Below are 23,295 nucleotides of genomic sequence, written 5' to 3'. Positions count from 1 at the left end.
GTCACCAGCTGTTCACGTCCGGGACACCGGCCGTTGGGGTGATCTGCGGAGGGGGCCTTGATGGCTTTACTGGGAACGGCCGAGCGGCACTACGAACGCAGCGCGCACGACCACACCACGCCGATCGGCGTCCTGCATCAGCTGGTGGTCCGCTGGGGCGACGCCGACCGTACGACGTCGCGCAGCGGCTTCCGTCGCTGGTGCGACGGGGTCGCCTCCGTGGATGTCCAGGCCCGGACCTTCGCCGATTTCTGGACTCGCCAGAACGCGACTGCCTTGGCGGGCGAGGGTCCGTTGTGGGTGGTGCTCGGCGACTCGACTGCCCAGGGACTGGGCGCCAGTTCGCCGATGCACGGGTATGTCGGTCAGGTGGTGCAGCAGCTGAACGACCAGAGCGGTCGCCCGTGGCGGATTCTGAACCTCTCCCGGGCCGGTGCCCAGGCAGCTCATGTGCTGCATGACCAACTAGCTTTGCTCGATCAACTGGACGTCGAGCCGGAGCTGGTGACCTGCGGGATCGGCAGCAACGACATCCTCGGGACTGCGCCGAAGAACGTGCACAGCAACCTGACTCAGCTGATCCGGCGGTTGCCGTCGGCTTCCGTCGTACTGGATCTGCTGTTGCCGGACAGGTTCTGGCTGGTGGGCGGTCTTTGCAGCCCGTACGTCGCCGGCATCAACCGGACGATCCACACTGCGGCCGCTGAGCGCGGCCTGCCAGTGGCCGAGGTCTCCCGGCACGCTCGCCCGCCGTGGCGGGGGAAGCTTGCGCCTGACCTGTTCCATCCGAACGACCGTGGTTATCAGCACCTCACTGATGCACTGATGGCGGCGCTTCCGGCGAAGCTGTTGCGGAGTACGAGCTCGGCCTGACTGTCAGGCTTCGGGGGTCTGCTGCGGGCCGTCGGCCAGCAGGAGGTACAGCGAGCGGCGGGCGTCCGCCAGGATCTTGGCTGCCGCTGCGCGCTGCTCTTCCGAGCCGCTGCGGGCGACCTGCCGAGTGGCGCCGTGCAACTCCTCGAGCACTGCCCGCAGATCAGTGGCGGGCTCGGCGCTCGCGAAGCTGGCGAACGGATCGGTGGACGTCTCGCGACGACCCTCGACGTACTCGTTGCCGGCGTCGGTCAGGGTGACGAGCTTGCGGCCGGCGTCAGCGGTGACGCTGACCAGACCCTCGTCCTCCAGCTGGTTGATGGTCGGGTAGATCGCGCCGGGGCTGGGGGTCCAGCGTCCGCCGCTGCGGTCGGCGATGGCCTGCATCAGCTGATAGCCGTGCATCGGCTCCTCAGCGAGCAGCATCAGGACAGCCGTTCGGACATCGCCGCGTGGGGCTCGGCCGCGGCCTCCGCCGCGTGGGCCTCGGCCACCGCGTCCGCGGTGCATCGGCATGCCTTCTCCCATCCGCGGTCCTCCGCGGCGGGGATGGTGATGACCGCGTCGGCGGCCTTCTCGTTCGTTGGGGATGTTCATGGGGTCCTCCTCGATATTGTTCATGACACTAAAGATATATCGTTAGCGTCTTTAACGCAAGAGTCAGTTTGCGGGGCTTCCGTCGGCCCCTGGGGCGGGGTGTTCACTGAGCCCCATGGACGTTGAGCACGAGCTGACGATCAGCGAGTTCGGCCGCCGGGCCGGCCTGTCGATCAAAGCCCTCCGCCTGTACGACGTGTCGGGGCTGCTCGCCCCGGCCCGGGTCGACCCCGTCACCGGCTATCGCCAGTACTCCGTGACGCAGCTCGAACGCGCTCGCCGGATCAGCGTGATGCGCCAGCTCGACATGCCGCTGCGCACGATCACCGAAGTACTGGCCGGATCGGACGACGAAGGAGTGATCCGGCTGGACCGGTGGTGGGCCGCCGAGCAGGCGACCAACGAGGCCCGCCGGGCGACGCTGGAGTACCTGCGGGATCGGCTGCTGCGGTCGACCACACTCGAGTTGCCGCCTCGGCCGGTGCTCACCCGCGAAGTACCGGCCACGAAGGTCGCGTCGATCCGCGCGGACTCCGACCAGCAGTCGCTGATCGGCGTGATGGTGTCGTCGATCATCGAGATCCGCGCGCATCTCGACCAGGCCGGCGCCACGACGCCCGGTAGCTCGTGGGTGATCTTCCACGGACCGGTGACGCCGGAGAGCGAGGCGACCATCGAGGTCTGCGTGCCGTTCACCGGGCTGGTCGATCCGGCCGGGCCGATCGCGATCCGGGTCGAAGCCGCGCACGTCGAGGCGTACTGCGTGATCTCCAAGGACGAGTGCTCCTACCCGCGGATCATGCTCGCCTACGACCTGGTCGACGACTGGGTACGCCGTACCGGCCGGCTGACGACCGGGTCGGTGCGCGAGATCTACCACCCTGGCTTCCCGTCCGCCGCAGGGTCCGACCTGACCGTCGACATCGCCCAACCGATCGAAGGATCTGCTCGATGAACTACGCGTCCCACACCGCCTACAGCGACCCGGGTGCGCACGCTGCCCGCCTTGACGCACTGCCGTCGGACCTGCCCGGGCTGACCGCGGCGATCCGGAATCTGCTGATCCACTATCGCGGTGGCGGCATCGAGTTCACCGGGGATCGGTACGAGGAGATCAACCATCGCTGGGTCGAGGCGATGCTGACCACCGACGAGCGGCGGAACGGTACTTCGCTGCTGACGCCGCGCGAGCCGTTCGACCGGATCGTGGGGTGTTGTCGCGACTACTCGTTGCTGACGATCGCGGCGCTGCGGCAACGAGGAGTGCCGGCGCGGAGCCGGATCGGGTTCGCGGGGTACTTCGGGCGGGGGTTCAACTACGACCATGTGGTGGTCGAGTACTGGAACGGCGAGCGGTGGGTGATGGTTGATGCGCAGCTCGAACCGGACCCGGCCCGGAAGTTCGATTCGCTCGACATGGCGCCGGGGTGGTTCCGGTCGGCGGCCGAGGTGTGGCTGGGGTATCGCAGTGGCGCGCTGGACGGTGACGAGTTCGGGGTGGACCCGGCGTTGCCGCTGCGGGGTGGATGGTTCATCCGGAACTACGTGCTGCTGCAGTTGGCGCATCTGCGGGGTGATGAGTTGCTGCTGTGGGACGGGTGGGGCGCGATGTCGGGCGAGCTGTCGGGCGATCTGGACCTCATCGACGAGCTCGCTGGGCTTTTGGTTGCCTTTGACAACGGTGATGCCGCGGCGGGCGAGGTACTGGCTGCGCTGTATCTGGCGGATCCCGAGTTGCGCCCGGGCGAGACGGTCCTACAGCTCTCCCCGGCGGGGCATCCCCCGGTGACCGTCGACCTCAGTCGGCGAGTGCCGGTCAGGTCTCGGCGAGACAGTGGTGATGACAACCGCGCCGAAAGTGAGGGCGATGGCGAGCCAGGTCGTCGCGGGTGGGTGCTGAACGTCAAGTAGGTCGAGGAGTACGGCGCCCAGGAGCTGCCCGACGATGCTGGCGAGGCCGAAGACGAGTACTCCGAGGCGACGGACGACTGTGGTGGCGATGGCGATGATCGCTACGCCGATGAGGCCACCGCAGTACAGCCAGGGCTCGGTCGGGAGGTGGCCGGGTGGGCCGCCGCGGAGCAGGAGTTCGATCGGCAAGGCGATGCAGAGGGTGCAGCCGGCGACGACGAAGTTGACGAGCGCTGCGGCCCAGGGTGAGCCCGCGATGGCGCCGACGCGGGCGTTGAGCGCGGACTGCACGGATAGCGCCAGACCTGCTGCGACCGGGAGCGCGAGCAGCCAGAGTGAGCTGTGTTTGGTTAGTTGATCGCGCCCGGCTATTGCTACCGCTGCGACACCGGTCGCTGCGCCGATGAGTCGGCGCGTGGTGATCGGGCGTGGGTCGCCTGGGGCGAGGCCGGCGCGGTCGACGGCGAGACTGCCGGCCGACGTACCGCCTACCACTGCGACCACGAAGACGCCGACGCCTAATGAGGTGACGCTGACTCCTTGGCTGACGACGTACAGGGCTCCGCTGACGCCGCCGAGACATTGCCACCAGCGGAGGGCGTTGAGCTGGAGCGCTTCGCGGATCTGCTGGAGAGCGCGGCGGCCGACGCGGGAGGTCGGGACGATGGCGAGCAGGATGAGGATGCCGCTGCCGGTGGAGATCATCGAGGCGAGGATGCCGTCGCCGAGGCTGGCTCCTAGGCCGCCATTGAGTCTGGCTTGCACCGCCAGGCCGATACCGCCTGAGGCTGCGAGTGCCATTGCTGGCAGGCGTCGGAGTTCGGGGTGCCTCACTTGGGCGATTCTCCCATGGTGTTTTTCCCGCGCTGGCGCCACGCTCGCTCCTTCGTCGCTCACACGGCGCTTAGCTCCCACCCACCCTGGGGCGCGGGCTCCTGCGTCGCCCGCTTGGTGAGAGCGGGGTGGTTGCCGGGGCGCCGTGGTCCGGGGTGACTGTGGATTCGTGCGGGTGCTGTCTCGCGGCTGGTGATTCCCCGCGCTGGCGCCACGCTCGCTCCTTCGTCGCTCACACGGCGCTTAGCTCCCACCCACCCTGGGGCGCGGGCTCCTGCGTCGCCCGCTTGATGAAGGCGGGGCGGTTGCCGGATACCGGCTACTGGTGTGGTGCGGCTGGTTGCCGGTCAGCCGGGCGAAGGCGCCTTGGTCGTGAGTTGACTGTGGATTCGCGGGGGTGCTGTCTCGCGGATGGCGATCCCGCACTATCCCCACGCTGACCCGGAAACACTCACGCCGTTCCGGCCCAGCTCGATGCGCACCCCGTCCTCACCCCCCGGTGACCCGCTCGGCGAATAGTGTCCTAGACCAGATCTCCAGCTTCCGCCCCGAAGCTCTGGCCGAGCGATCTCGTGAGGGCGTGAAGACATCACCGTGGACCAGAACGCAGGCAACAGCCGGGCCGACCTGCCGCCGCCGCTCGACACTGCCTCGGGCAACATGCCGGGCAGGACGCAGCTCAAGGCGCCAGTCAATCGAGACGGCATGCCCGCACCGCTCGACGCAAAGGTTCGTCTGTTGGTCGGGCCGGCCAACTTCGCGGGGCAGGGCAGCCACTGGGCTCGGGCATTGGAGCAGCGCGTGCCAAACGCGAAGGCGACCTCGTTCGCGTTCTTTCGCGGCGTACTCGACTACCCGGTCGACTACGGCGTACCGGCACGCACCTACCGCCGCAACCGGCGCTGGCAGCTGACCTTCTACAACCACGTCGTGCGCAACTACACGCACGTGCTGATCGAGGCAGCCCGGCCGATCTTCGGGCCCTTGCACGGGCCGGACGCGTCCGGTGACATCACCTATCTGCTCACCAAAGGCCTCAGCGTGGGGCTGATGGCGCACGGCTCCGACGTCCGGATCCCGAGCAAACACGTCGAGTCCGAGCCGTGGTCGCCGTTCCCCGATCTGGAGCCCGAGACCGTCGAATTGCTCGAGATCAACGCCAGGCGTGCGGTCGAGCTGTTCACGTCGTACCCAGGCCCTGTCTATGTCTCGACGCCCGATCTGCTCGACTACGTTCCCAACGCCGTCTGGTGTCCGGTGATCGTCGACGTCGACGCCTGGCGCAGCGACGCTCCAGTACTCGAACACAAAGTGCCGGTGGTTGCCCACGCGCCCAGTAAGTCGGCCATGAAGGGGTCTGAGCTGATCGACCCCATCTTGGAGAGCCTCGCCGAGCGGGGGCTCATCACCTATCGACGGGTCGAAGGTGTCGATCCGGCGGAGATGCCGAACGTGTACCGCGACGCCGACATCGTTCTCGACCAGTTCCGCGTCGGCAGCTACGGGGTCGCGGCGTGCGAGGCGATGGCGGCCGGCCGGATTGTCGTGGGGCACATCAGCCCGCATGTTCGCGATCGGGTGGTTGCCGAGACCGGGCTCGAGTTACCCATCGTCGACGCGACGCCCGACACCATCGAGCAGGTCGTACTCGAGCTCATCTCGCATCCGGAGCGCGGTCGCGAGGTCGCCGCGCGTGGGCCGGCCTTCGTCCGGCAGTTGCACGACGGGCGCCGGTCGGCCGAGGCGCTCGCGCCGTTCGTCGAGCAGCCGGGTACGGTGCCGGCCGATTGGAAGCCGGCCTGGATCCGGCGCAAGGTCGTGATGATGGCCGGTAACGACATCGTCGTGGACGCGCGAGTACTCAAGTACGCGCAGACGGTGGCCAACTGGGATCTCGACGTCACCTGCATCGGCATCCCCGGGCGGCGGGTGCGCGGGACCCGCAAGCTCGGCAAGGTGACCGTGTTGTGCCCGCCGATCCAGTCGAAGGTGCTGGTGACGGGATGGCGACGCCGGCTGACTCTCCTCAAGGCCAACCTCCGGCCATGGTTCAGCACCGAGGCCGAGTACCTGCTCGCCTACGGCCGCTGGCAGTACGCGAGCCGGGAACTGCGCGGCGACCGCGGCCGCGACCGCCGCGATCTCGACCGCTCCACCAGCTCAACCAGCTCGTCCGACTCAACCGGCTCGCCCAAGCGCTCCGTCGTCGAGCGGCTCCAGCGGGCCGTGCGCTGGCGGACCCTGCGCCTGCACCGCGCCGTACTCCAAGCCCGCGTGTACTTCGTACGCCGGGCCAAACGCGACGTCGACCTGACCGATCTCGGCATCGGCAAGCGCCGCGCCCGCCTGCTCGCGCTGCATCGCCGCCTGCCGACCGGCCGCTGGCGGCGGGTGATGCCCGAACTGGTCGATCAGGAGCTGACACTGGGCCCACTGCTCGACCGGCTGCACATCGAGGTCATCCACGTGCACGACGTGTTCATGCTCGGCATCGCGGCCCGCGCGGCGCACCGGGCGGCGCTCGACGGGCGCACCATCAAGATCATCTACGACGCCCACGAGTACATCCCCGGCGTACCGGTGGTGGCGCCGCGCCGGGTGGCCGCCTACAGCGATCTCGAACGCGAGTTCATCGGTGACGCCGATCGCGTCATCACGGTGTCCGAGCCGCTGGCCCGCTGGCTGCAACGCGATCACCGGCTGGCCAGCCTGCCCGATGTCGTCCTCAACGCGCCGGTCGAGCCGCTCGCGGACGCCGAGGTCGAGGGGCTGCGCGAGCAGTTGCGGCTGCCCAAGGAGATTCCGCTGCTGGTGTACGGCGGCGGCGTCAACCGTGCTCGCGGTGTCGGGACGGTCGTCGAGGCGTTGCCGCAACTGCCCGGCGTCCATCTCGCGATCGTTGCCCGGGCCAACTCCGTCACCGCCGAGTTGCAGGCGCGCGCCGTCGAGTTGGGCGTGGGCGACCGCGTGCACCTGGCGCCGTTCGTCGACGCCGAGCTCGTACCGCTTTACTTGCGCTCGGCAACCATTGGGCTGAGTCCGCTGCTGCACGCGCCCAACCACGACATCGCGGTCACCAACAAGTTCTGCGAGTACATCGGCGCGGGGTTGCCGATCATCACCAGCGACACCCCGGCGCAGGCCGACCTGGTCACCGAACTCGACCTCGGCGCGGTCTACACCGCCGGCGACGTCGACGATTTCGTCCGGGCCGTGACGACGGTGCTCGCCGACCGCGAGCGCATCGCCCAGCGGATCGCCGACGACCCCGAACTGAAGCACCGCTTCTCCTGGGCCGCGCAGGCCGAGGTACTCCGATCCGTCTACGCCGACGTGATGGGCACCCTCCCCGACGCCGCCTGGGCGCCCGGCGCCACCACCGTCCACCAACTTCTCCCCGGCCCACCGAAGTAGCCGTTAGGTTGATCGCGTGACGGCCTACCAAGATCTGCCGGCAGAGCTCACCACCGAACGACTCCGCTTGCGACGCTGGACTCCCGCGGACGCCGAGGAGCACCGCGGCCTGTGGCTCGAGCGAGATCCCCGCGCGCTGCGGCGAATCGACGCGGACGGACGCCCGACCGTCGAGGAGATGCGCGACCGGCTCCGCGACAACCCACTCGCCGCGGCCCCGGGCCTCGGCCTGATCCCGATCGAGCGCCGAGACACCGGCGAGTTCCTCGGGTACTGCGGACTGACGATCGGCGAGGGATCTTTCGACGAGCCGGAACTCGCCTACGAACTGGCCCGCCGGGCCCACGGTCACGGCTACGCGACCGAAGCCGCTCGCGCCATCGTCGAGGCCGCGGCAGCCACTGGCCGACGACGCCTCTGGGCCACCGTTCGCGAGTGGAACACTGCTTCGTTCCGCGTTCTGGAGAAGCTGGAGTTCTACCGATCCGGCCGCGTCACAGAGGATCCGGTCCGCGGCGACTCGGTCTGGATGACCCGCGAACTGCCATAACTGCCGATCTGCAACCAATGGTTGCACTATCGGCTGACCTCCTCTAAGCTCATGTGCAACCAAACATTGCAGATGAGAAAGGCTTCACCATGAGCGACTTCAGCACCTCCGTCACCATCGCCGCCTCCCCCGCCGTGGTCTTCGCCGCGATTCTCGACACCAAGGGCTGGTGGAACCAGGACATCGAGGGTCCGACCGCCCAGATCGGTGACGAGTTCCGGTTCGAGGTCGAGGGCCTGCACCGGACCCGGATCCGGGTCACCGACGTGACGCCGGCGCAGCGGGTCGAGTGGTTGATCGTGGAGAACTACTTCGGCTTCGTCAAGGACCAGAACGAGTGGGTCGGCGACCGGCTCGTCTTCGACCTGGAGCCGACCGCCGATGGCACCACGGTGAGGTTCACGCAGTACGGGCTGGTGCCGGAGCTCGAGTGTTACGACGTCTGCTCGAACGCCTGGGGGTTCTACATCGGAGAGAGCCTCCGGACGTTCACCGAGCAGGGGCAGGGCGACCCGGAGTCGGCCGCCGGGCACGCGGCGCCGGCCGAGCAGGCCCGCGCGGCGATCAACGCACTCGAGTCAGCCTGACGCGCTCGACTCAGCAGGCTCGCTCGACTCGGTCAACTCGGTCGACTCGCTCGGCTCGCGCGATGAGCGGGTCAGCACCGACGCCTGAGCTCGCGATGACGTACGCAAGGCCCGGACCCCGGCGGCACTCTCCGCCAGTCCGGGCCTTCGTCGTCAGTCCTTCGTCGTCAGTCCTTCGTCGTCAGTCCTTCGTCGCCAGGTCCTCTGCCGTCAGGCCTTCTGCTGGTTGGCCTTGCGCTGGATGGCTTCGGCCAGCCGCTTGATCCGATTCAGCCGCGCATCCCACGCCGAACCGACCGACGCCAACTGGGCCGCCGCGCGAGCCAGCTGAGCCTCATCCACCCGGTACAACTTCTCGCGCCCCGCCGACCTGGCCTGAACCAGGCCGACACGGTCGAGCACAGTCAGGTGTTTGGCCACGGCCTGACGAGTGACCGGCAACTGCTGGCCGAGACTCGTGGCTGTGCCCTCACCGGCGGCAAGCAACAGGTCGAGGAGCTGACGCCGGGTCGGATCGCCGATCGCGGACCACAGATCGTCGTCGACGGTCGAGGCACTCATGACCGCGCACCGACCTTCTCGGCGTACGTCACCAGACGCGGCAGGAAGAAGTCCCAGCCGGTGACATGCTCGTTGTACTGCGCCTCCAGTACTGCGACCTCCCAGCCCTGCTCGCGGAAGCCGGTCTCGGTCATCCGAACTCGTGTGCCCTCCCCCGCCGGTACCAGGTCGAACCTGACCAGCAGCGAGTTGCCCTCCGCCGCGGTCTCGCCGGCGGGGTGCGTCCAGCGGAACGAGAACATCTCCGGCGGCCGCGCCTCGACCACGGTGAACTGGACGACCTTGCCACCCGCGTTGCAGTCACCGAACACGATCTCGCCCGGCGCACCCGGCGTCGCGTCGTACCGGGCGTCGTCCGGCCACCACTCCTTGAGATGGTCGGGACTGCTGACCACGTCGAAGACGATCTCGGGCGACGCGTCGATGTAGATCTCCCGCTCGAGCGTTCCGAACTCCATGCCGATCCTCCCGCAATGCTTGGTTGCGCATCAGCTTAGTCTCAGCCTCCGGCCGTTGGGAACCTCGTGCCGTCATCGCGCGTTGCGGCTGTGTGACAGCGATGGTCAGCGGACCGCCCAGCAGCGAAAGCACGGCGCCCGTGAAGCGTGAATCCGGTGGTCGAGGGTGGTTCCGGGCGTTCTGGCGATGGCATTTCTACGCCGCCTTCCTGGTCATCCCGGTGGTGTTGCTGCTGGCAACGACAGGTCTGATCTACCTGTTCCGGTTCCAGCTCGAGCCGGCCCTGCACGCCGACGTGATGAAGGTCGACCAGCCGGCCGGCCTGGTGGCACAGCCGTACGCCGAGCAACTGGATGAGGTGAAGGCAGCATTCCCGGACGCGACCGTGGTGTCGATGACCGAACCGTCCGGCCCCGATCGCTCGACGGTGTTCTCGATCGAGACCGCCGACGGCGGAGTACGGGACGTGTTCGTCGACCCGTACGAGGGCCGGGTGCTGGGCTCGCTGAACCCGGACACCACGTTGTCCGGTGCGGCGATCCGCTTGCACGGCGACCTGATGGCCGGCCGGCTCGGCGACGCCGTGATCGAGATCGGCGCGTGCTGGGCGCTGGTGATGGCCATCACCGGTTACTACCTCTTCGCCAAAGGCCGGGTCGCCCGCGCGCGACGCCGTACGGCGAAAGCGGCAGGCGCAGTACTGCGTTCGCGGCACGCGTTGACCGGCTCGATCCTGGGCGTAGGCCTGTTGTTCCTGATCATCTCCGGCCTGCCGTGGACCGGCTTCTGGGGCGCGAAGGTCCAGCAGTTCGCCACCACCCAAGGCAGCTCGATGTGGGGCGAGGACCCCGGCGCGCTCTCCGATCCGGTCTCGACCCTGGACGAGTCACTCCCCCACAGCCACACCGTCCCCTGGGCCCAAGGCGACTCGAAGATCCCACGCTCCGACCCCAACCAGGCCCGCCGCTCGACCGCGAACCTCGACACAGCCGTTGCCGTCGGCACCCGAAACGGCCTGACCCGCCCGCTGACGATCGCCCTGCCAGGCAGCGCCGAAGGCGTCTACTCGGTCATCGGCTACGCCTTCCAGAACCCTGCCAAGGAACGCTCTCTGCACGTCGACCAGTACGGCGGCGCGGTGATCTCGACCTACGGCTACGCCGACTATCCCTTGCTCGCCAAGACAGTTGCCCAAGGCATCGCTCTGCACGAGGGCCGGCGACTCGGGACGGTCAACATGGTGCTGACCACAGCGTTCTGCGTCGGCGTGATCTTCATGTGCGTCTCCGGCCCGATGATGTGGTGGCGACGACGGCCGAAGACTGCGGCTGTCGGTGCACCTCGCGGTCGGATGCCGTTGAAGAGCACGCCTTTGTTTGCAGTACTGGTGGTGGCGCTGGGGCTGTTTCTACCGCTGTTCGGGATCACGCTGGCTGTTGTGCTGCTGCTGGATCTGCTGGTGATCCGGCGAACGCCGCGGTTGCGGGAGTGGTTCAACACCACTGGTTGACGGCCGGTGGTCAGGTTGAGTTCGACCGACCTAGCATCTACCTTTGAGGTATGGCTGAGATGCAGGAAGTGACGTTCACCGACCTACTGCAACGTCCGACCGAGACCGTCGAGAAGCTGAAGTCGAGCCGCCGACGGGCCCTACGGGTGCACCGCCGCGGCAGCGAGGACGACCTCGTGCTGATCACTGCCGCCCGCTCGGCCCAGGACGACCAACTGCTGCAGGTCGCGACACGTCTCCTGCGAGCGATCCTGAGCGATCCAGTCGTGCGATCGAGTCACCTGCTGGACCTGCTTCCCCAGGTGTTCCCCTGGCTCCACTTCCTGCCCGACGGCGACCGGATCGAATTCGCCCGAGAACTCATCGCGGTCTGGGATGCCAGCGACGACCTCGACACACCTGTACCGATCCTCCAGTTGATCACCGAGTGGCGGAACACCGCCGAGATCTACGCCGACCCCGAACTGCTGACGGTCCTGCGATCGGAGGTCATCGAGGACAGCGGAGCCGTCCCAGCACCGGGCGAGCTCTCGTGACCCCAGGCAAGAAAGGTGACCGAGTAGCACCACCGGCCGAGCCTGGTCGCTGGCTTCTAAGATTCGGAACAACCGACGCAGCCAAAGGCTGGGACGACCTGGTCCAGCAGGCCGGCGCCAACCTCTGGACGGCTTACGAGACGATCCGCTCAGACCCGACGCCGTTCCCGACGACGCCGCGCCACCATCGGCTGAAGGGTTCGCTCGGCACCGTCGGTGGTCTTGAGCAGTGGCAGTACGAGGTCACCGCCGGAGGACGGATCTGGTACGTCGTCGACCCGGACAAGAAGACGGTCTGGATCAAATGGGCAGGGACTGGGCACCCGAAGGCCACGGAGTAGGCACTGGCTGGAGGGAGAAACTGGGGCTCTGCGAGAGGAACGAGCGCTGCGCCAGCGAGGGGATTCACACGCGCGAGAGCAACCCGGACGAATCCACGGCCACCCACGATCGCGGCGTCCCGGCAACCACCCCGCTTTCACCGAGCGGGCGACGCAGGAGCCCGCGCCCCAGGGTGGGTGGGAGCTAAGCGCCGTGTGAGCGACGAAGGAGCGAGCGTGGCGCCAGCGCGGGGAATCACCTACCCGCGAAACAGCACCCGCACGAATCCACAGCCACCCCACAAACCAAGCCTCCCCGGCAACCACCCCGCTCTCACCAAGCAGGCGACGCAGGAGCCCGCGCCCCAGGGTGGGTGGGAGCTAAGCGCCGTGTGAGCGACGAAGGAGCGAGCGTGGCGCCAGCGCGGGACAACAACAGAAACGCGGGTCCCGCCTAGTGAGGTAGGCGGGACCCGCGTCTTAAAGCAAAAACCTCAGAACTCGGACCCAGCCGGCAGGTCCGGGGTTTCCGGGTCCTCCGGGTCGGACGGGCCGGCCGCGAGGCCGAGCTCAGCGGGACTGGCCAGCATCGCGTGGTTCGGCAGGACACGGATCGTGTACCCGAACGGCCCGGTGCGGTCCAGCTTGAGTTCGCCCTCGTACCGATGCCGGTTGCCCTCGTACGTCTCGGCCAGTGACAGCGAGACGCGGGCGGGGTCGGTGATCTCGTCCTCCGAGTTCACCCGGCCGTGCAGAGCCTCGACATCAATATCAGCCGGAGCCAGGTCACCGAGGGTGACGAAGGCACGGATGCCGACGGTGGTACCGAGCTGAGGAACATCCCCCAGCCCCTGCAGTTCAACGTGATCGACCCGGATAGCCGGCCAGGCAGCCCGCACCTGCTTCTTCCAGGCAGCCAGCTCGCGAGCACCCTCGTACGTCGAGTTGAGCTTGCGCGACGACTCCGCGGCCGGCACGTACAGCTGCTGCACGTAGTCGCGGACCATCCGGGTCGCGAGCACCTTCGGGCCGAGCTCCTTGATCGTGTGCCGGAGCATCTCGATCCAGCGGCCGGGGACCTCGCCGTCGTAGAAGCGCGGCGCGACCTGCTTCTCGATCAGGTCGTACAGCGCGTGCGCCTCGAGGTCGTCACGTCGGTCCGTGTCCTCGACGCCTTCGGCCGACGGGATCGACCAGCCGAACTCGTCGTCGTACCACTCGTCCCACCAGCCGTCGCGGATGGAGAGGTTGAGCGCGCCGTTCAGCGCAGCCTTCATGCCGGACGTGCCGCAGGCCTCGTACGGGCGCAGTGGGTTGTTCAGCCAGACGTCGCAGCCGGGGTACATCGGCTGCGCGAGCGCGATGTCGTAGTCGGGCACGAAGACGATCCGGTGCCGGACCTCGGGATCGTCGGCGAAGCGCACCATCTCCTGGATCAGCTTCTTGCCACCCTCGTCGGCCGGGTGCGACTTGCCCGCGATGACGATCTGGATCGGCCGCTCCGGGTGCAGCAGCATCGCCTTCAGCCGGGCCGGGTCGCGCAGCATCAGCGTCAGCCGCTTGTACGACGGAACGCGGCGGGCGAAGCCCATCGTCAGCACGTCCGGGTCGAGGATCGAGTCGACCCAGCCCAGCTCGGCCTCCGAGGCGCCCCGGTTCACCCAGGACGCGTGCACCCGCGCGCGGGTGTCGTCGATGAAGCGCTGGCGCAGGATCCGCTTGGTCTCCCAGATCTGCGCGTCGGTGGTCTTGTCCAGACCCTCGAAGATGCCCTCGCCGTCGACGGCCGTGTCGGTGTTCGCGTACGTCAGGCCGTGGATCTCGCGGGCCACCCAGGTCGGCGCGTGGACGCCGTTGGTGATCGAGGTGATCGGCACGTCGGTCGGGTCGAAGCTCGGCCACAGACCGGCGAACATCCCCCGGCTGACCACACCGTGCAGCTTGGAGACGCCGTTGGCGCGCTGGGCCAGCCGCAGCCCCATGATCGCCATGTTGAAGACGGCCGGGTCGCCGTTCTCGAAGTCCTCAGCGCCGAGCGCCAGGATCCGGTCGATCGGCACCCCGTCGCCGAACACGTCGGGCGAGAAGTGCTGCTGGATCAGCTCGACCGGGAACCGGTCGATACCGGCCGGGACCGGGGTGTGGGTGGTGAAGACGGTGCCGCCGCGGGCGACCTCGAGCGCGGTGTCGAAGTCGAGGCCCTGGTCGGTGGCGAGCTCGCGGATCCGCTCGACGCCGAGGAAGCCGGCGTGGCCCTCGTTGGTGTGGAAGACCTCGGGCGCCGCGTGACCGGTGACCCGGCAGAACTCGCGGACGGCGCGGACACCGCCGACACCCAGCAGCAGCTCCTGCAGCAGCCGGTGCTCGGTCGTTCCGCCGTACAGGCGGTCGGTGACCTCGCGCTCGGCGGGCTCGTTGTCCTCCATGTCGGCGTCCAGCATCAGCAGCGGCACCCGGCCGACCTGGGCGACCCAGATCTGCGCGCACAGCATCCGGCCACCGGGCAGCGCGACGCTGATGGTGGCGGGCGCGTCGTCGGCGTCGCGGAGCAGGCTGATCGGCAGCCCGTCCGGGTCGACCAGCGGGTAGCGCTCCTGCTGCCAGCCTTCACGGTTCAGCGACTGGCCGAAGTACCCGTGCCGGTAGAGCAGACCGACGCCGATCAGCGGCACGCCCAGGTCGCTCGCGGCCTTCAGGTGGTCGCCGGCCAGGATGCCGAGCCCGCCGGAGTACTGCGGCAGCACGTGGGTGATGCCGTACTCCGGGGAGAAGTAGGCCACCGAGCTGATCGGCGAACCTGCCTCGGCCTGGAACCACCGGTCGTCGGTCACGTAGCCGTTCAGCTCGCTGACGGCCAGCTCGAGCCGTCGCAGGAAGGCTTGGTCGTTCGCCAGCTCGTCGAGCCGGGCCGCGGGGACCTCGCCGAGAAGCCTGACCGGATCGCCACCGGTGCTGCGCCACAGTTGCGGATCGACAGCCTCGAAGACGTCTTGCGTCTCCGGGTGCCAAACCCAACGCAGGTTGTTCACCAGGGTGCCGAGACCGGTCAGCGGCTCGGGAAGGACAGGGCGGACGGAGAATCGTCGTATCGCTCGCACCGGGACACCGTACCGGCCCGAAGGCCCGACGGCACCCTCGGGATGCATCGATCTTGCAACGCGAGCAAGATCTTGCAGACCAGACCACTCACCCCGCAGGTTCACTCCGTATCAGTCTGTGAGCAACCAATCCAGAGTTTGATCCAAACCGTGACGCCCGCATGGCGCGTCGTACTGGTGGGAACCGATAACGTCAGTGCTGTACTTCCCTGTTCCTGCTACTGCGGAAAGCGAAGGTTCGTTAACTCCATGACTGGGCGCATCCCGATCACCGACGTCACCCCGACCGTCGACGCCGGAGCGTATCCGGCCAAGTCCTCGGTGGGCGAGACCTTCACCATCGCGGCCACCGTGTTCCGCGAAGGCCACGACGCGGTGAACGCGAACGTCGTGCTGACGTCGCCGACGGGACAGACCAGACGGATGCTGATGACACCGGTCGGTCAGGGCTCCGACCGGTGGACCGTCGACGTCACCCTGCAGGAGCAGGGCGCGTGGACGTTCGCCGTCGAAGGCTGGAGCGACCCGTACGGCACCTGGCGGCACAACGCCGAGATCAAGATCCCGGCCGGCATCGACACCGACCTGATGTTCGCCGAGGGGGCCGCCTTCTTCGATCGCGCGGCCGCCGGCGTCCCGCCCGCGGTCCGGGTGGACCGGTCGACGCTGAGTGACGCCGCGCAGGCGCTGGCCAACGGCGCGTTGCCGGCCGAGGCGCGACTGGCCGCGGGCATCTCGCCGCAGGTGCGGTCCGCGCTCGGGCGCTATCCGGTGCGCGAGCTGATCACCTCCTCGGAGACCTATCCGGTGTGGGTCGATCGGCAACTCGCCCTGTACGGCAGCTGGTACGAGTTCTTCCCGCGCTCCGAGGGCGCGACGTACGACGAGGACAAGCAGGAATGGACCTCCGGCACCTTCCGTACTGCGACCAAGCGGCTCGACGCGGTCGCCGCGATGGGCTTCGACGTGCTCTACGTGCCGCCGATCCACCCGATCGGGATGTCGTACCGCAAGGGCCCGAACAACACCCTCGACCCGAAGCCGGGCGACCCGGGCTCACCGTGGGCGATCGGCAGCGCCGACGGCGGCCACGACGCGATCCACCCCGAGCTGGGCACCTTCGAGGACTTCGACGCGTTCGTCGCCCGGGCCCGTGAGCTCGGCCTCGAGATCGCCATCGACTTCGCCCTGCAGGCCTCGCCGGACCACCCGTGGGTGACCGAGCACCCGAAGTGGTTCAACGTCCGCGCCGACGGCTCGATCGCGTACGCGGAGAACCCGCCGAAGAAGTACCAGGACATCTACCCGATCAACTTCGACAACGACCCCGAGGGCATCTACGCCGAGATCCTGCGGGTGATGAAGCTGTGGATCGCGCACGGCGTGACGGTGTTCCGGGTCGACAACCCGCACACCAAGCCGGTCAACTTCTGGGAGTGGCTGCTCGGCGAGATCCGCAAGACCGACCCGGACGTGATCTTCCTGTCCGAGGCGTTCACCCGGCGGCCGATGATGCAGGAGCTGGCCAAGGTCGGCTTCCACCAGTCGTACACCTACTTCACCTGGCGCAACGAGAAGTGGGAGTTGGAGGAATACCTGGAGGAGCTCACCAAGGAGACCGGCCACTTCCTGCGGCCGAACTTCTTCGTGAACACGCCGGACATCCTGACGGCGTACCTGCAGTACGGCGGGCCGGGCGCGTTCAAGATCCGCGCCGCGATCGCCGCCACCTCCTCCCCCGCCTGGGGTGTCTACGCGGGCTTCGAGCTGTTCGAGCACGTCGCGCTGCGGCCGGGCTCCGAGGAGTACCTGGACACCGAGAAGTTCCAGCTCCGCCCACGCGACTGGGAAGCCGCCGCCGCGGAGAACCGCACGCTCGCGCCGTACCTGACGCTGCTGAACAACATCCGCCGCCGGCACCCGTCGCTGCAGCAGCTGCGCAACCTCAGCCTGCACACGGTCGACGACGAGCAGATCATGTGCTTCTCCAAGCGCGTCACCGGCCCGGACGGCCACAGCGACACGGTGATCGTCGTGGTGAACACCGACCCGCACGCAGTCCGCGAGTCGCTGGTGCACCTCGACATGGCCGCGCTCGGCATGCGCCCCGAGGACACCTTCACCGTGTACGACGAGATCACCGGCGCGACCTGGCGCTGGGGTCAGCAGAACTACGTCAAGCTCGACCCGAACGGCGATCCGTGTCACATCCTCGCGGTACGCCGCGGGCAGGCCTGATCGACTGACATCATGGCCCCCACACAGACGAGGTGGGGGCACTGATGTCGGTACTGGAGAAGGTCTCACCCGAGACGCGGCGCAAGACCGGTTGGCTGTTACCGGTCGTCCTGACTGTCGCGGTCGAGAACCACGCACGGGGCCACGCGCAGGTGATCGAGCGGTCGGAGCAGTTGTGGCTCGGCGGGTTGGGGCTCGCGGGTGTCGTGGCCGGCGTGCTCTGGCAGCTCTACTCGCCCCGAGATCTGGGTGAGCGGCTGCTGTTCGCAGCCGGGTCTTCGTACTGATCTCGGTCCTGTTGTTGATTCCTGTCGGTGGCGAGTGGATTCAACCCACCCGGTCTCTGGTCGTCTGGGTAGGTGTCATCAGCGGACTGGTCATCGCCACCCGCTTCACCCGGCGCGAAGCCCCGTAACCGCTGGGTTCTGGTGGTCCGTCAAACGGAAGCCGGTACCGCGTACCGCGTCGATGGTGACTGTCGTGCCGAGCTCGTCGAGTTTGCGGCGGACCCGCTTCACCAGCGAGTGCACGTCCGCAGTACCGCGTAGGTGGCGGTTTCGCCAGACTGCCTGGTGCAATGCCTCGTACGTCCAGACTCGCAGTGGCTCGGTCATCAGCCAGGTGAGCAGGTCGTGCTCGAGGTCGGTCAGCGGGACCTCGCGGTCGCACCATTGAGCAACCGATCGCGCCGAGTCGATGGTCAGCACGTCGGCCTCGGGGCCGTGACTCTCGGTACGCCGTCCTGGCACCTGGCGGGGCGGCGGTTCGGTCACCGACTCGGGCTCCGGGGGTTCGGGGTGCTCCGGTGGAACCGGAGGCGAGGGCTGCGCGGGTGTGAGCAGCTTGCGCAGCTCGTCCAGGCTGGAGACGAGCAGCAGGGGCGCGACGTCGTCGACGAGCTCGGCGAGCCGGACGCGCTCCTCCAGAGACGCTGCCACCGCGATCAGCAGTGGAAACGGCTCCTGGGCGGAACCGGTCAGATCGAGGGCGCCGTCGTTCGGGGCGGGGACACGGGCGGTGACCATCTGATTACGATGTCAACCTCTGCCTTGAATCGTCAACGCATTGACAAATACTGACGAGTTTTGCCTAGATGAGGCCGACCGTATGTCACATCTTGCTCACCAAGTGTGCTTGTTCAGACCTTCTCGTGACACATAGGGTCCTCGGCAGGATCGCCGCGTAACAGCTGGCGACCTGGGGGGCACGGAGTGTTCACAGAACCGGTTCACCACCCTGACCGCTGTGAAACCTTGCACCTCTGCACCATGACTCGGGGGAGTCGACTCGGGGTCGTACAAGTGAGGGGCTGCAGAGATGTCACATCAACGGAAGAGGGGGCTCGCCAGATCGCTGGTGAGCACTCTGGCGGCGTTGGCCGTCGTCTCCACCGGGCTGGCGGCGGCCGGCCAGGCACAGGCGGCACCGCCCACCAAGCCGAGCGGCACGCCCGCCGCAGCGGCTTCCAAGATCAAGCCTGACCTGCTGTCGAAGCTGGAGGGCAAGGACGCCAAAGGGGTCACCGACTTCTGGGTCCGGTTCAGCGACAAGGCCGACCTGACCCAGGCCAGCGCGATCGCGGACTGGAACCAGCGTGGAACGGCCGTCGCGGCCGCGCTGCGCAAGACCGCCGCCGAGAGCCAGGCCAAGGTCAAGGCCGAGCTGGACGCGCAGCACGCGACGTACAAGACCCTGTGGGCCACCAACGCGATCGTCGTCAAGGGCGGCTCGCTCGCGATGGCGCAGAGCATCGCCGGCCACGCCGAGGTCGAGGGCGTCTACAACCCGGTCAAGTACGAGGTGCCGGAGACCACCAAGAGCGCCCAGCAGAACGAGATCAACGCCGTCGAGTGGGGCATCGCCAACGTCAAGGCCGACCAGGTCTGGGCGCAGTACGGCGACAAGGGCGCCGGCATCACGGTCGCCAACATCGACACCGGGGTCCAGTACGACCACCCCGCGCTGGTCAACCAGTACCGCGGCAAGCAGGCCAACGGCACGTTCGACCACAACTACAACTGGTTCGACGCCGCCGGCACCTGCTCGGGCGCACCGTGTGACACCAACGGCCACGGCACCCACACGATGGGCACCATGGCCGGTGACGACGGCGCCGCCAACCAGGTCGGTGTCGCGCCGGCCGTCAAGTGGATCGCCGCGAACGGCTGCTGCCCGAGCGACGAGGCACTGATCACTTCCGGTCAGTGGATGCTGGAGCCGACCAACCTCGCCGGGGCCAACCCGGACGCGAGCAAGCGGCCCAACGTCATCAACAACTCGTGGGGCAGCACGCAGCCGTCCAACGACCCGTTCATGGAGGACGTCACCCTCGCCTGGACCGCGTCCGGCATCTTCGGGGTCTTCTCGAACGGCAACAGCGGCTCCGCGTGCAACACCAGCGGCTCCCCCGGCAGCTCGACCAGCAACTACTCGGTCGGCGCCTACGACATCAGCAACAACATCGCGTCGTTCTCCGGCCGTGGTGCCGGTCAGGGCGGCACGATCAAGCCGAACATCTCCGCTCCGGGCGTCAACGTCCGCTCCAGCGTTCCCGGCAACGGCTACGCGAGCTTCAACGGCACCTCGATGGCCGCTCCGCACCTCGCGGGCGTCGTCGCGCTGCTGTGGGCCGGCGCACCGACGCTGAAGGGCGACGTCGCGGCCACCCGCGCGCTGCTCAACGGCACCGCGATCGACGCCCCGAACGCACAGTGCGGTGGCACCGACGCCAACAACAACGTGTTCGGCCAGGGCCGGCTCGACGCCCTCGCCCTGCTGAACGCCGCTCCCGTCGGCGACACCGGCACGCTGGCCGGCAAGGTCACCGGCACCGGTGGCGCCGCGATCGCCAACGCTTCGGTGACGATCAAGCAGACCGGTGCGGCCGACAAGGTCGTCGCCACCACCGCCGAGGGCAACTACTCGGCCGTGCTGCCGGCCGGTGACTACTCGGTCGTCGTCGCCGCCTTCGGCTTCGTCGGCCAGACCTCGACCGCCACGGTCGCGGTGAACACCACCACGACGAAGAACTTCACCCTGGCGGCCGCTCCGACCGTCAGCGTCGGCGGTACCGTCACGGACGGCTCCGGCCACGGCTGGCCGCTGTACGCGAAGGTCAGCGTCGAGGGTCCCGGTGGCGTGTTCGACTACACCACCCCGACCAACGGCCGCTACTCCTTCAAGGTGCCGTCCAGCGCGACGTACACCCTGAAGGTCGAGTCGCAGATCCCCGGCTACACCACGGTCAGCCAGCCGATCACCGTCGGCGCGGGCAACCTGACCAAGAACGTGGCCGTCCCGGTCCGTTCCGACGCCTGCCTGACCGCTCCGGGCTACCGCAACGGCTCCGACGGCGTCTACGAGACGTTCGACAGCCAGGCTGCTCCGAGTGGCTGGACCGTCGTCGACAACAAGAACAACGGCCAGGTGTGGAAGTTCACCGATGTCGGCAACCGCGGCAACCTGACCGGTGGCACCGGCGGCTTCGCGATCATCGACAGCGACAAGTACGGCTCCGGCGGCGCGCAGGACACCTCGCTGGTCAGCCCGGTCGTGGACCTGTCCGCGGTCACCGCTCCGAAGATCAAGTTCAACCAGGACTTCAACTACCTGGCCGGCGAGAAGGCCGACGTGGACCTGTCGATCGACGGCGGGGCCACCTGGACCAACGTGCTCACCCAGGCCGCGGACGTCCGTGGCGTCAAGGAGATCGCGATCCCGCAGGCGGCCGGCAAGTCCGCCGTACAGGTCCGCTTCCACTACTCCCTCGCCTCGTACGAGTGGTGGTGGGAGGTCGACAACGTCCTGATCGGCACCACGGTCACCTGTGAGCCGACCGGCGGCGGTCTGGTCGTCGGCAACGTCAAGGACGCCAACACCGGCGGCTACATCAACGGCGCCGTCGTCACCCGTGACGACAAGCCCAGCGAGACGGCCACCACCGTCGCGACCCCGGAGGACACCGGCCTGGCCGATGGCTTCTACTGGCTGTACTCCGCCGAGGACGGCCCGCACGGCTACACCGCCAAGGCGAGCAACTACACCAGCGCGCAGGCGACGGTCGACGTCGAGGCGGACTGGGTCACCCCGGCCGACTACACCCTCAAGGCCGGCCGCATCTCGGTGGCTCCGGCAACCATCGGCGCCACCCTGAAGCTCGGCGCCAAGACCACCAAGTCGTTCGTCGTCACCAACACCGGTGGCGCGGACGTCGACCTGAAGTTCGGCGAGCGCGAGGGCGGCTTCACGCTGCAGAACGCCAACGGCAGCACGACCACGAAGTCGCAGGTGCTGAACAGCACCGGAGCCCCGCTCCAGCGTCTCCAGGTCGCCACCTCGTTCGCGAACAAGGTGTCCGGCAAGAAGGCCGAGACGCCCGCCACCCGGAACCCGCTGGCGGCGCCGTGGACCGACATCGCAACCCTCCCGGCCGTCGTGATGGACAACCGGGTGGTCAACCTGGACGGCAAGATCTACTCGATCGCGGGTGGCAACGGCTCGGCTTCGACGGGCAACAGCTACGTGTACGACCCGGCCACCCTGGCCTGGACCGCGATCGCCCCGCTGCCGGGTGCCCGTAACGCCGTCACCGTCGGCGCCGTCGGCGGCAAGCTCGTCGTCAGCTCCGGCTGGGGACCGAGTGGTCCGGACGCAGCGACCTGGTCGTACGACCCGGCCGCCAACGCCTGGTCCGCAGTGGCCAACAACCCGACGCCGCGTGCGGCCGCCGGGCAGGCTGTCCTCGACGGCAAGCTCTACGCCATCGGTGGCTGCACCACTGCTTCCTGCACCCCGATGTCCAACTCCGTGGTCGCTTACGACGCGGCTGCGAACAGCTGGTCGACCCTGGCCAACTACCCGAAGTCGGTAGCGTTCGCGTCCTGTGGCGCGATCGACGGCAAGATCTACTGCTCCGGCGGTAACGACGGCGTGGCGGCGACCAAGTCCGGCTACGTCTTCGACCCGGCTGCCAACTCCTGGACCGCTATCCCCGACTCGCCGTCCGACCACTGGGCGGCGTCCTTCGCCACCGCCGGTGGGAAGCTGCTCGTCGTCGGTGGCGTCCAGGCCACGGCCGTCACCAACGCCGGGTTCGCCTTCGACCCGGCGGCCGGCACCTGGGCCGCGCTGCCGAACGCCAACCAGCCCCGCTACCGCGGTGGTGCGGCTTGTGGCTTCTACCGGGTCGGCGGTTCGTCCGGTGGCTTCACCCCGACGGTGGAGGGCGAGGTTCTTCCTGGCCTCGACGCCTGCTCCGAGTCGTCTGCCGACGTCCCGTGGCTGAGCCTGGACAAGACCGAGGCCACCCTGGCCCCGGGCGAGAAGGTCACCGTCGCGGTGGCACTCGACGCCACTGTCGACCAGCCGGGTACCTACACGGCCTCGGTCACCATTGGCGAGAACACGCCGTACAGCGTGGACCCGGTCGACGTGAAGCTCACTGTCACGCCGCCGACCACCTGGAGCAAGCTGGCTGGTACGGTCACCGGAGTTGCTGTCTCCGGTACCACGGCTCCGCTGCCGGGCGCCACGGTCCAGGTCGACTCCTGGGCCCAGTCCTACACCTTCATCACCGACAAGGACGGCAACTACGCCTACTGGCTGGACCGTCGCAACAACCCGCTGACGCTGATCGCGGCCAAGGACGGCTACAAGCCGCAGACTCGGTCGACCAAGCTGGTCAACGGACAGACCGTCGTCGAGAACTTCGCGTTGAAGGCGACCAAGTAGTAGTCAGGTAAAAGAAAACCGCCCCCCATCCAGCTCAGCTGGGTGGGGGGCGGTTCTTTTGCTGCCTCGGACCGTCG

Annotated in this window: 17 protein-coding genes and 1 pseudogene; 12 read left to right on the top strand and 6 right to left on the bottom strand. The window is 68.1% G+C overall.

All coding sequences use genetic code 11. The features are described 5' to 3' along the window. Positions 1-60: 60 nt before the first annotated feature. On the top strand, positions 61-873 hold the full coding sequence (locus AB0P21_RS35425; RefSeq protein WP_363702747.1) for an SGNH/GDSL hydrolase family protein: 813 nt from the start codon (positions 61-63) through the stop codon (positions 871-873). 3 nt (positions 874-876) lie between these two features. Here the strand turns inward: AB0P21_RS35425 and AB0P21_RS35420 are convergent, their stop codons facing one another. Further along, the gene (locus AB0P21_RS35420; protein WP_363702745.1) at positions 877-1,299 is read right to left on the bottom strand and encodes a PadR family transcriptional regulator; all 423 of its coding nucleotides are present in this window, start codon (positions 1,297-1,299) and stop codon (positions 877-879) included. Positions 1,300-1,585: 286 nt separating this feature from the next. Between AB0P21_RS35420 and AB0P21_RS35415 the strand changes: the two genes are divergently transcribed. Both AB0P21_RS35415 and AB0P21_RS35410 read left to right on the top strand, forming a co-directional pair. Beyond that, positions 1,586-2,425: a MerR family transcriptional regulator gene (locus tag AB0P21_RS35415; RefSeq protein ID WP_363702743.1), complete on the top strand. Its 840-nt coding sequence runs from the start codon at positions 1,586-1,588 to the stop codon at positions 2,423-2,425. After that, positions 2,422-3,381, top strand: coding sequence for a transglutaminase domain-containing protein (locus AB0P21_RS35410; RefSeq protein ID WP_363702741.1), 960 nt, complete (start codon positions 2,422-2,424; stop codon positions 3,379-3,381). The genes AB0P21_RS35415 and AB0P21_RS35410 overlap by 4 nt, the downstream gene beginning before the upstream one ends. Here AB0P21_RS35410 and AB0P21_RS35405 read toward each other — a convergent pair. Next, positions 3,373-4,182: pseudogene (locus AB0P21_RS35405) on the bottom strand (DMT family transporter); the annotation flags it as partial. The gene AB0P21_RS35410 and the pseudogene AB0P21_RS35405 overlap by 9 nt on opposite strands. 627 nt (positions 4,183-4,809) lie before the next feature. Between AB0P21_RS35405 and AB0P21_RS35400 the strand changes: the two are divergent. The 3 genes from AB0P21_RS35400 to AB0P21_RS35390 all read left to right on the top strand — a co-directional run bounded on the left by AB0P21_RS35400 (position 4,810) and on the right by AB0P21_RS35390 (position 8,766). Further along, entirely contained in the window at positions 4,810-7,629 is a 2,820-nt protein-coding gene (locus AB0P21_RS35400; RefSeq protein WP_363702739.1) for a glycosyltransferase, read from the top strand. A 16-nt stretch (positions 7,630-7,645) separates the two neighbouring features. Beyond that, entirely contained in the window at positions 7,646-8,179 is a 534-nt protein-coding gene (locus tag AB0P21_RS35395; protein ID WP_363702737.1) for a GNAT family N-acetyltransferase, read from the top strand. 89 nt (positions 8,180-8,268) lie between these two features. Continuing rightward, the gene (locus AB0P21_RS35390; RefSeq protein ID WP_363702735.1) at positions 8,269-8,766 is read left to right on the top strand and encodes an SRPBCC domain-containing protein; all 498 of its coding nucleotides are present in this window, start codon (positions 8,269-8,271) and stop codon (positions 8,764-8,766) included. Positions 8,767-8,976: 210 nt separating this feature from the next. On the opposite strand, the gene AB0P21_RS35385 is transcribed toward AB0P21_RS35390, so the two are convergent. Together AB0P21_RS35385 and AB0P21_RS35380 are read right to left on the bottom strand one after the other, a co-directional pair. Continuing rightward, positions 8,977-9,327 carry a metalloregulator ArsR/SmtB family transcription factor gene (locus AB0P21_RS35385; protein WP_363702733.1) on the bottom strand — a complete coding sequence of 117 codons (351 nt, stop codon included), beginning with the start codon at positions 9,325-9,327 and terminating at the stop codon, positions 8,977-8,979. After that, on the bottom strand, positions 9,324-9,785 hold the full coding sequence (locus tag AB0P21_RS35380; RefSeq protein ID WP_363702731.1) for an SRPBCC family protein: 462 nt from the start codon (positions 9,783-9,785) through the stop codon (positions 9,324-9,326). Before AB0P21_RS35380 ends, AB0P21_RS35385 begins: the two co-directional genes overlap by 4 nt. 140 nt (positions 9,786-9,925) lie before the next feature. Here AB0P21_RS35380 and AB0P21_RS35375 point away from each other — a divergent pair, with 140 nt between their 5' ends. The 3 genes from AB0P21_RS35375 to AB0P21_RS35365 are packed head-to-tail and all read left to right on the top strand — an operon-like array spanning position 9,926 to position 12,173. Further along, complete coding sequence (locus tag AB0P21_RS35375) at positions 9,926-11,296, top strand: PepSY domain-containing protein (protein WP_363702729.1); 1,371 nt, start codon at positions 9,926-9,928, stop codon at positions 11,294-11,296. Between the two features lie 50 nt (positions 11,297-11,346). Next, complete coding sequence (locus AB0P21_RS35370) at positions 11,347-11,832, top strand: hypothetical protein (protein ID WP_363702727.1); 486 nt, start codon at positions 11,347-11,349, stop codon at positions 11,830-11,832. Beyond that, positions 11,829-12,173: a hypothetical protein gene (locus AB0P21_RS35365; RefSeq protein ID WP_363702725.1), complete on the top strand. Its 345-nt coding sequence runs from the start codon at positions 11,829-11,831 to the stop codon at positions 12,171-12,173. The genes AB0P21_RS35370 and AB0P21_RS35365 overlap by 4 nt, the downstream gene beginning before the upstream one ends. A gap of 473 nt (positions 12,174-12,646) precedes the next feature. On the opposite strand, the gene glgP is transcribed toward AB0P21_RS35365, so the two are convergent. Then, positions 12,647-15,250, bottom strand: coding sequence for an alpha-glucan family phosphorylase (gene glgP / locus AB0P21_RS35360; RefSeq protein WP_363702723.1), 2,604 nt, complete (start codon positions 15,248-15,250; stop codon positions 12,647-12,649). A 249-nt stretch (positions 15,251-15,499) separates the two neighbouring features. On the opposite strand from glgP, the gene AB0P21_RS35355 reads away from it, so the two are divergent. Together AB0P21_RS35355 and AB0P21_RS35350 are read left to right on the top strand one after the other, a co-directional pair. Further along, positions 15,500-17,488: an alpha-1,4-glucan--maltose-1-phosphate maltosyltransferase gene (locus tag AB0P21_RS35355; RefSeq protein WP_363702721.1), complete on the top strand. Its 1,989-nt coding sequence runs from the start codon at positions 15,500-15,502 to the stop codon at positions 17,486-17,488. 44 nt (positions 17,489-17,532) lie between these two features. After that, a complete protein-coding gene (locus tag AB0P21_RS35350) occupies positions 17,533-17,775 on the top strand; it encodes a hypothetical protein (protein WP_363702719.1) in 243 nt (80 codons plus the stop codon). 105 nt (positions 17,776-17,880) lie between these two features. On the opposite strand, the gene AB0P21_RS35345 is transcribed toward AB0P21_RS35350, so the two are convergent. Next, positions 17,881-18,513, bottom strand: coding sequence for a winged helix-turn-helix domain-containing protein (locus AB0P21_RS35345; protein ID WP_363702717.1), 633 nt, complete (start codon positions 18,511-18,513; stop codon positions 17,881-17,883). Between the two features lie 331 nt (positions 18,514-18,844). On the opposite strand from AB0P21_RS35345, the gene AB0P21_RS35340 reads away from it, so the two are divergent. Then, the gene (locus AB0P21_RS35340) at positions 18,845-23,218 is read left to right on the top strand and encodes a S8 family serine peptidase (protein WP_363702715.1); all 4,374 of its coding nucleotides are present in this window, start codon (positions 18,845-18,847) and stop codon (positions 23,216-23,218) included. Positions 23,219-23,295 lie beyond the last annotated feature (77 nt).

The organism is Kribbella sp. NPDC056861, from assembly GCF_040687575.1.
Taxonomy (GTDB): Bacteria; Actinomycetota; Actinomycetes; order Propionibacteriales; family Kribbellaceae; genus Kribbella.
Note: the sequence above shows the minus strand (reverse complement) of the source record. Positions and strands in the feature narration are given on the sequence as shown.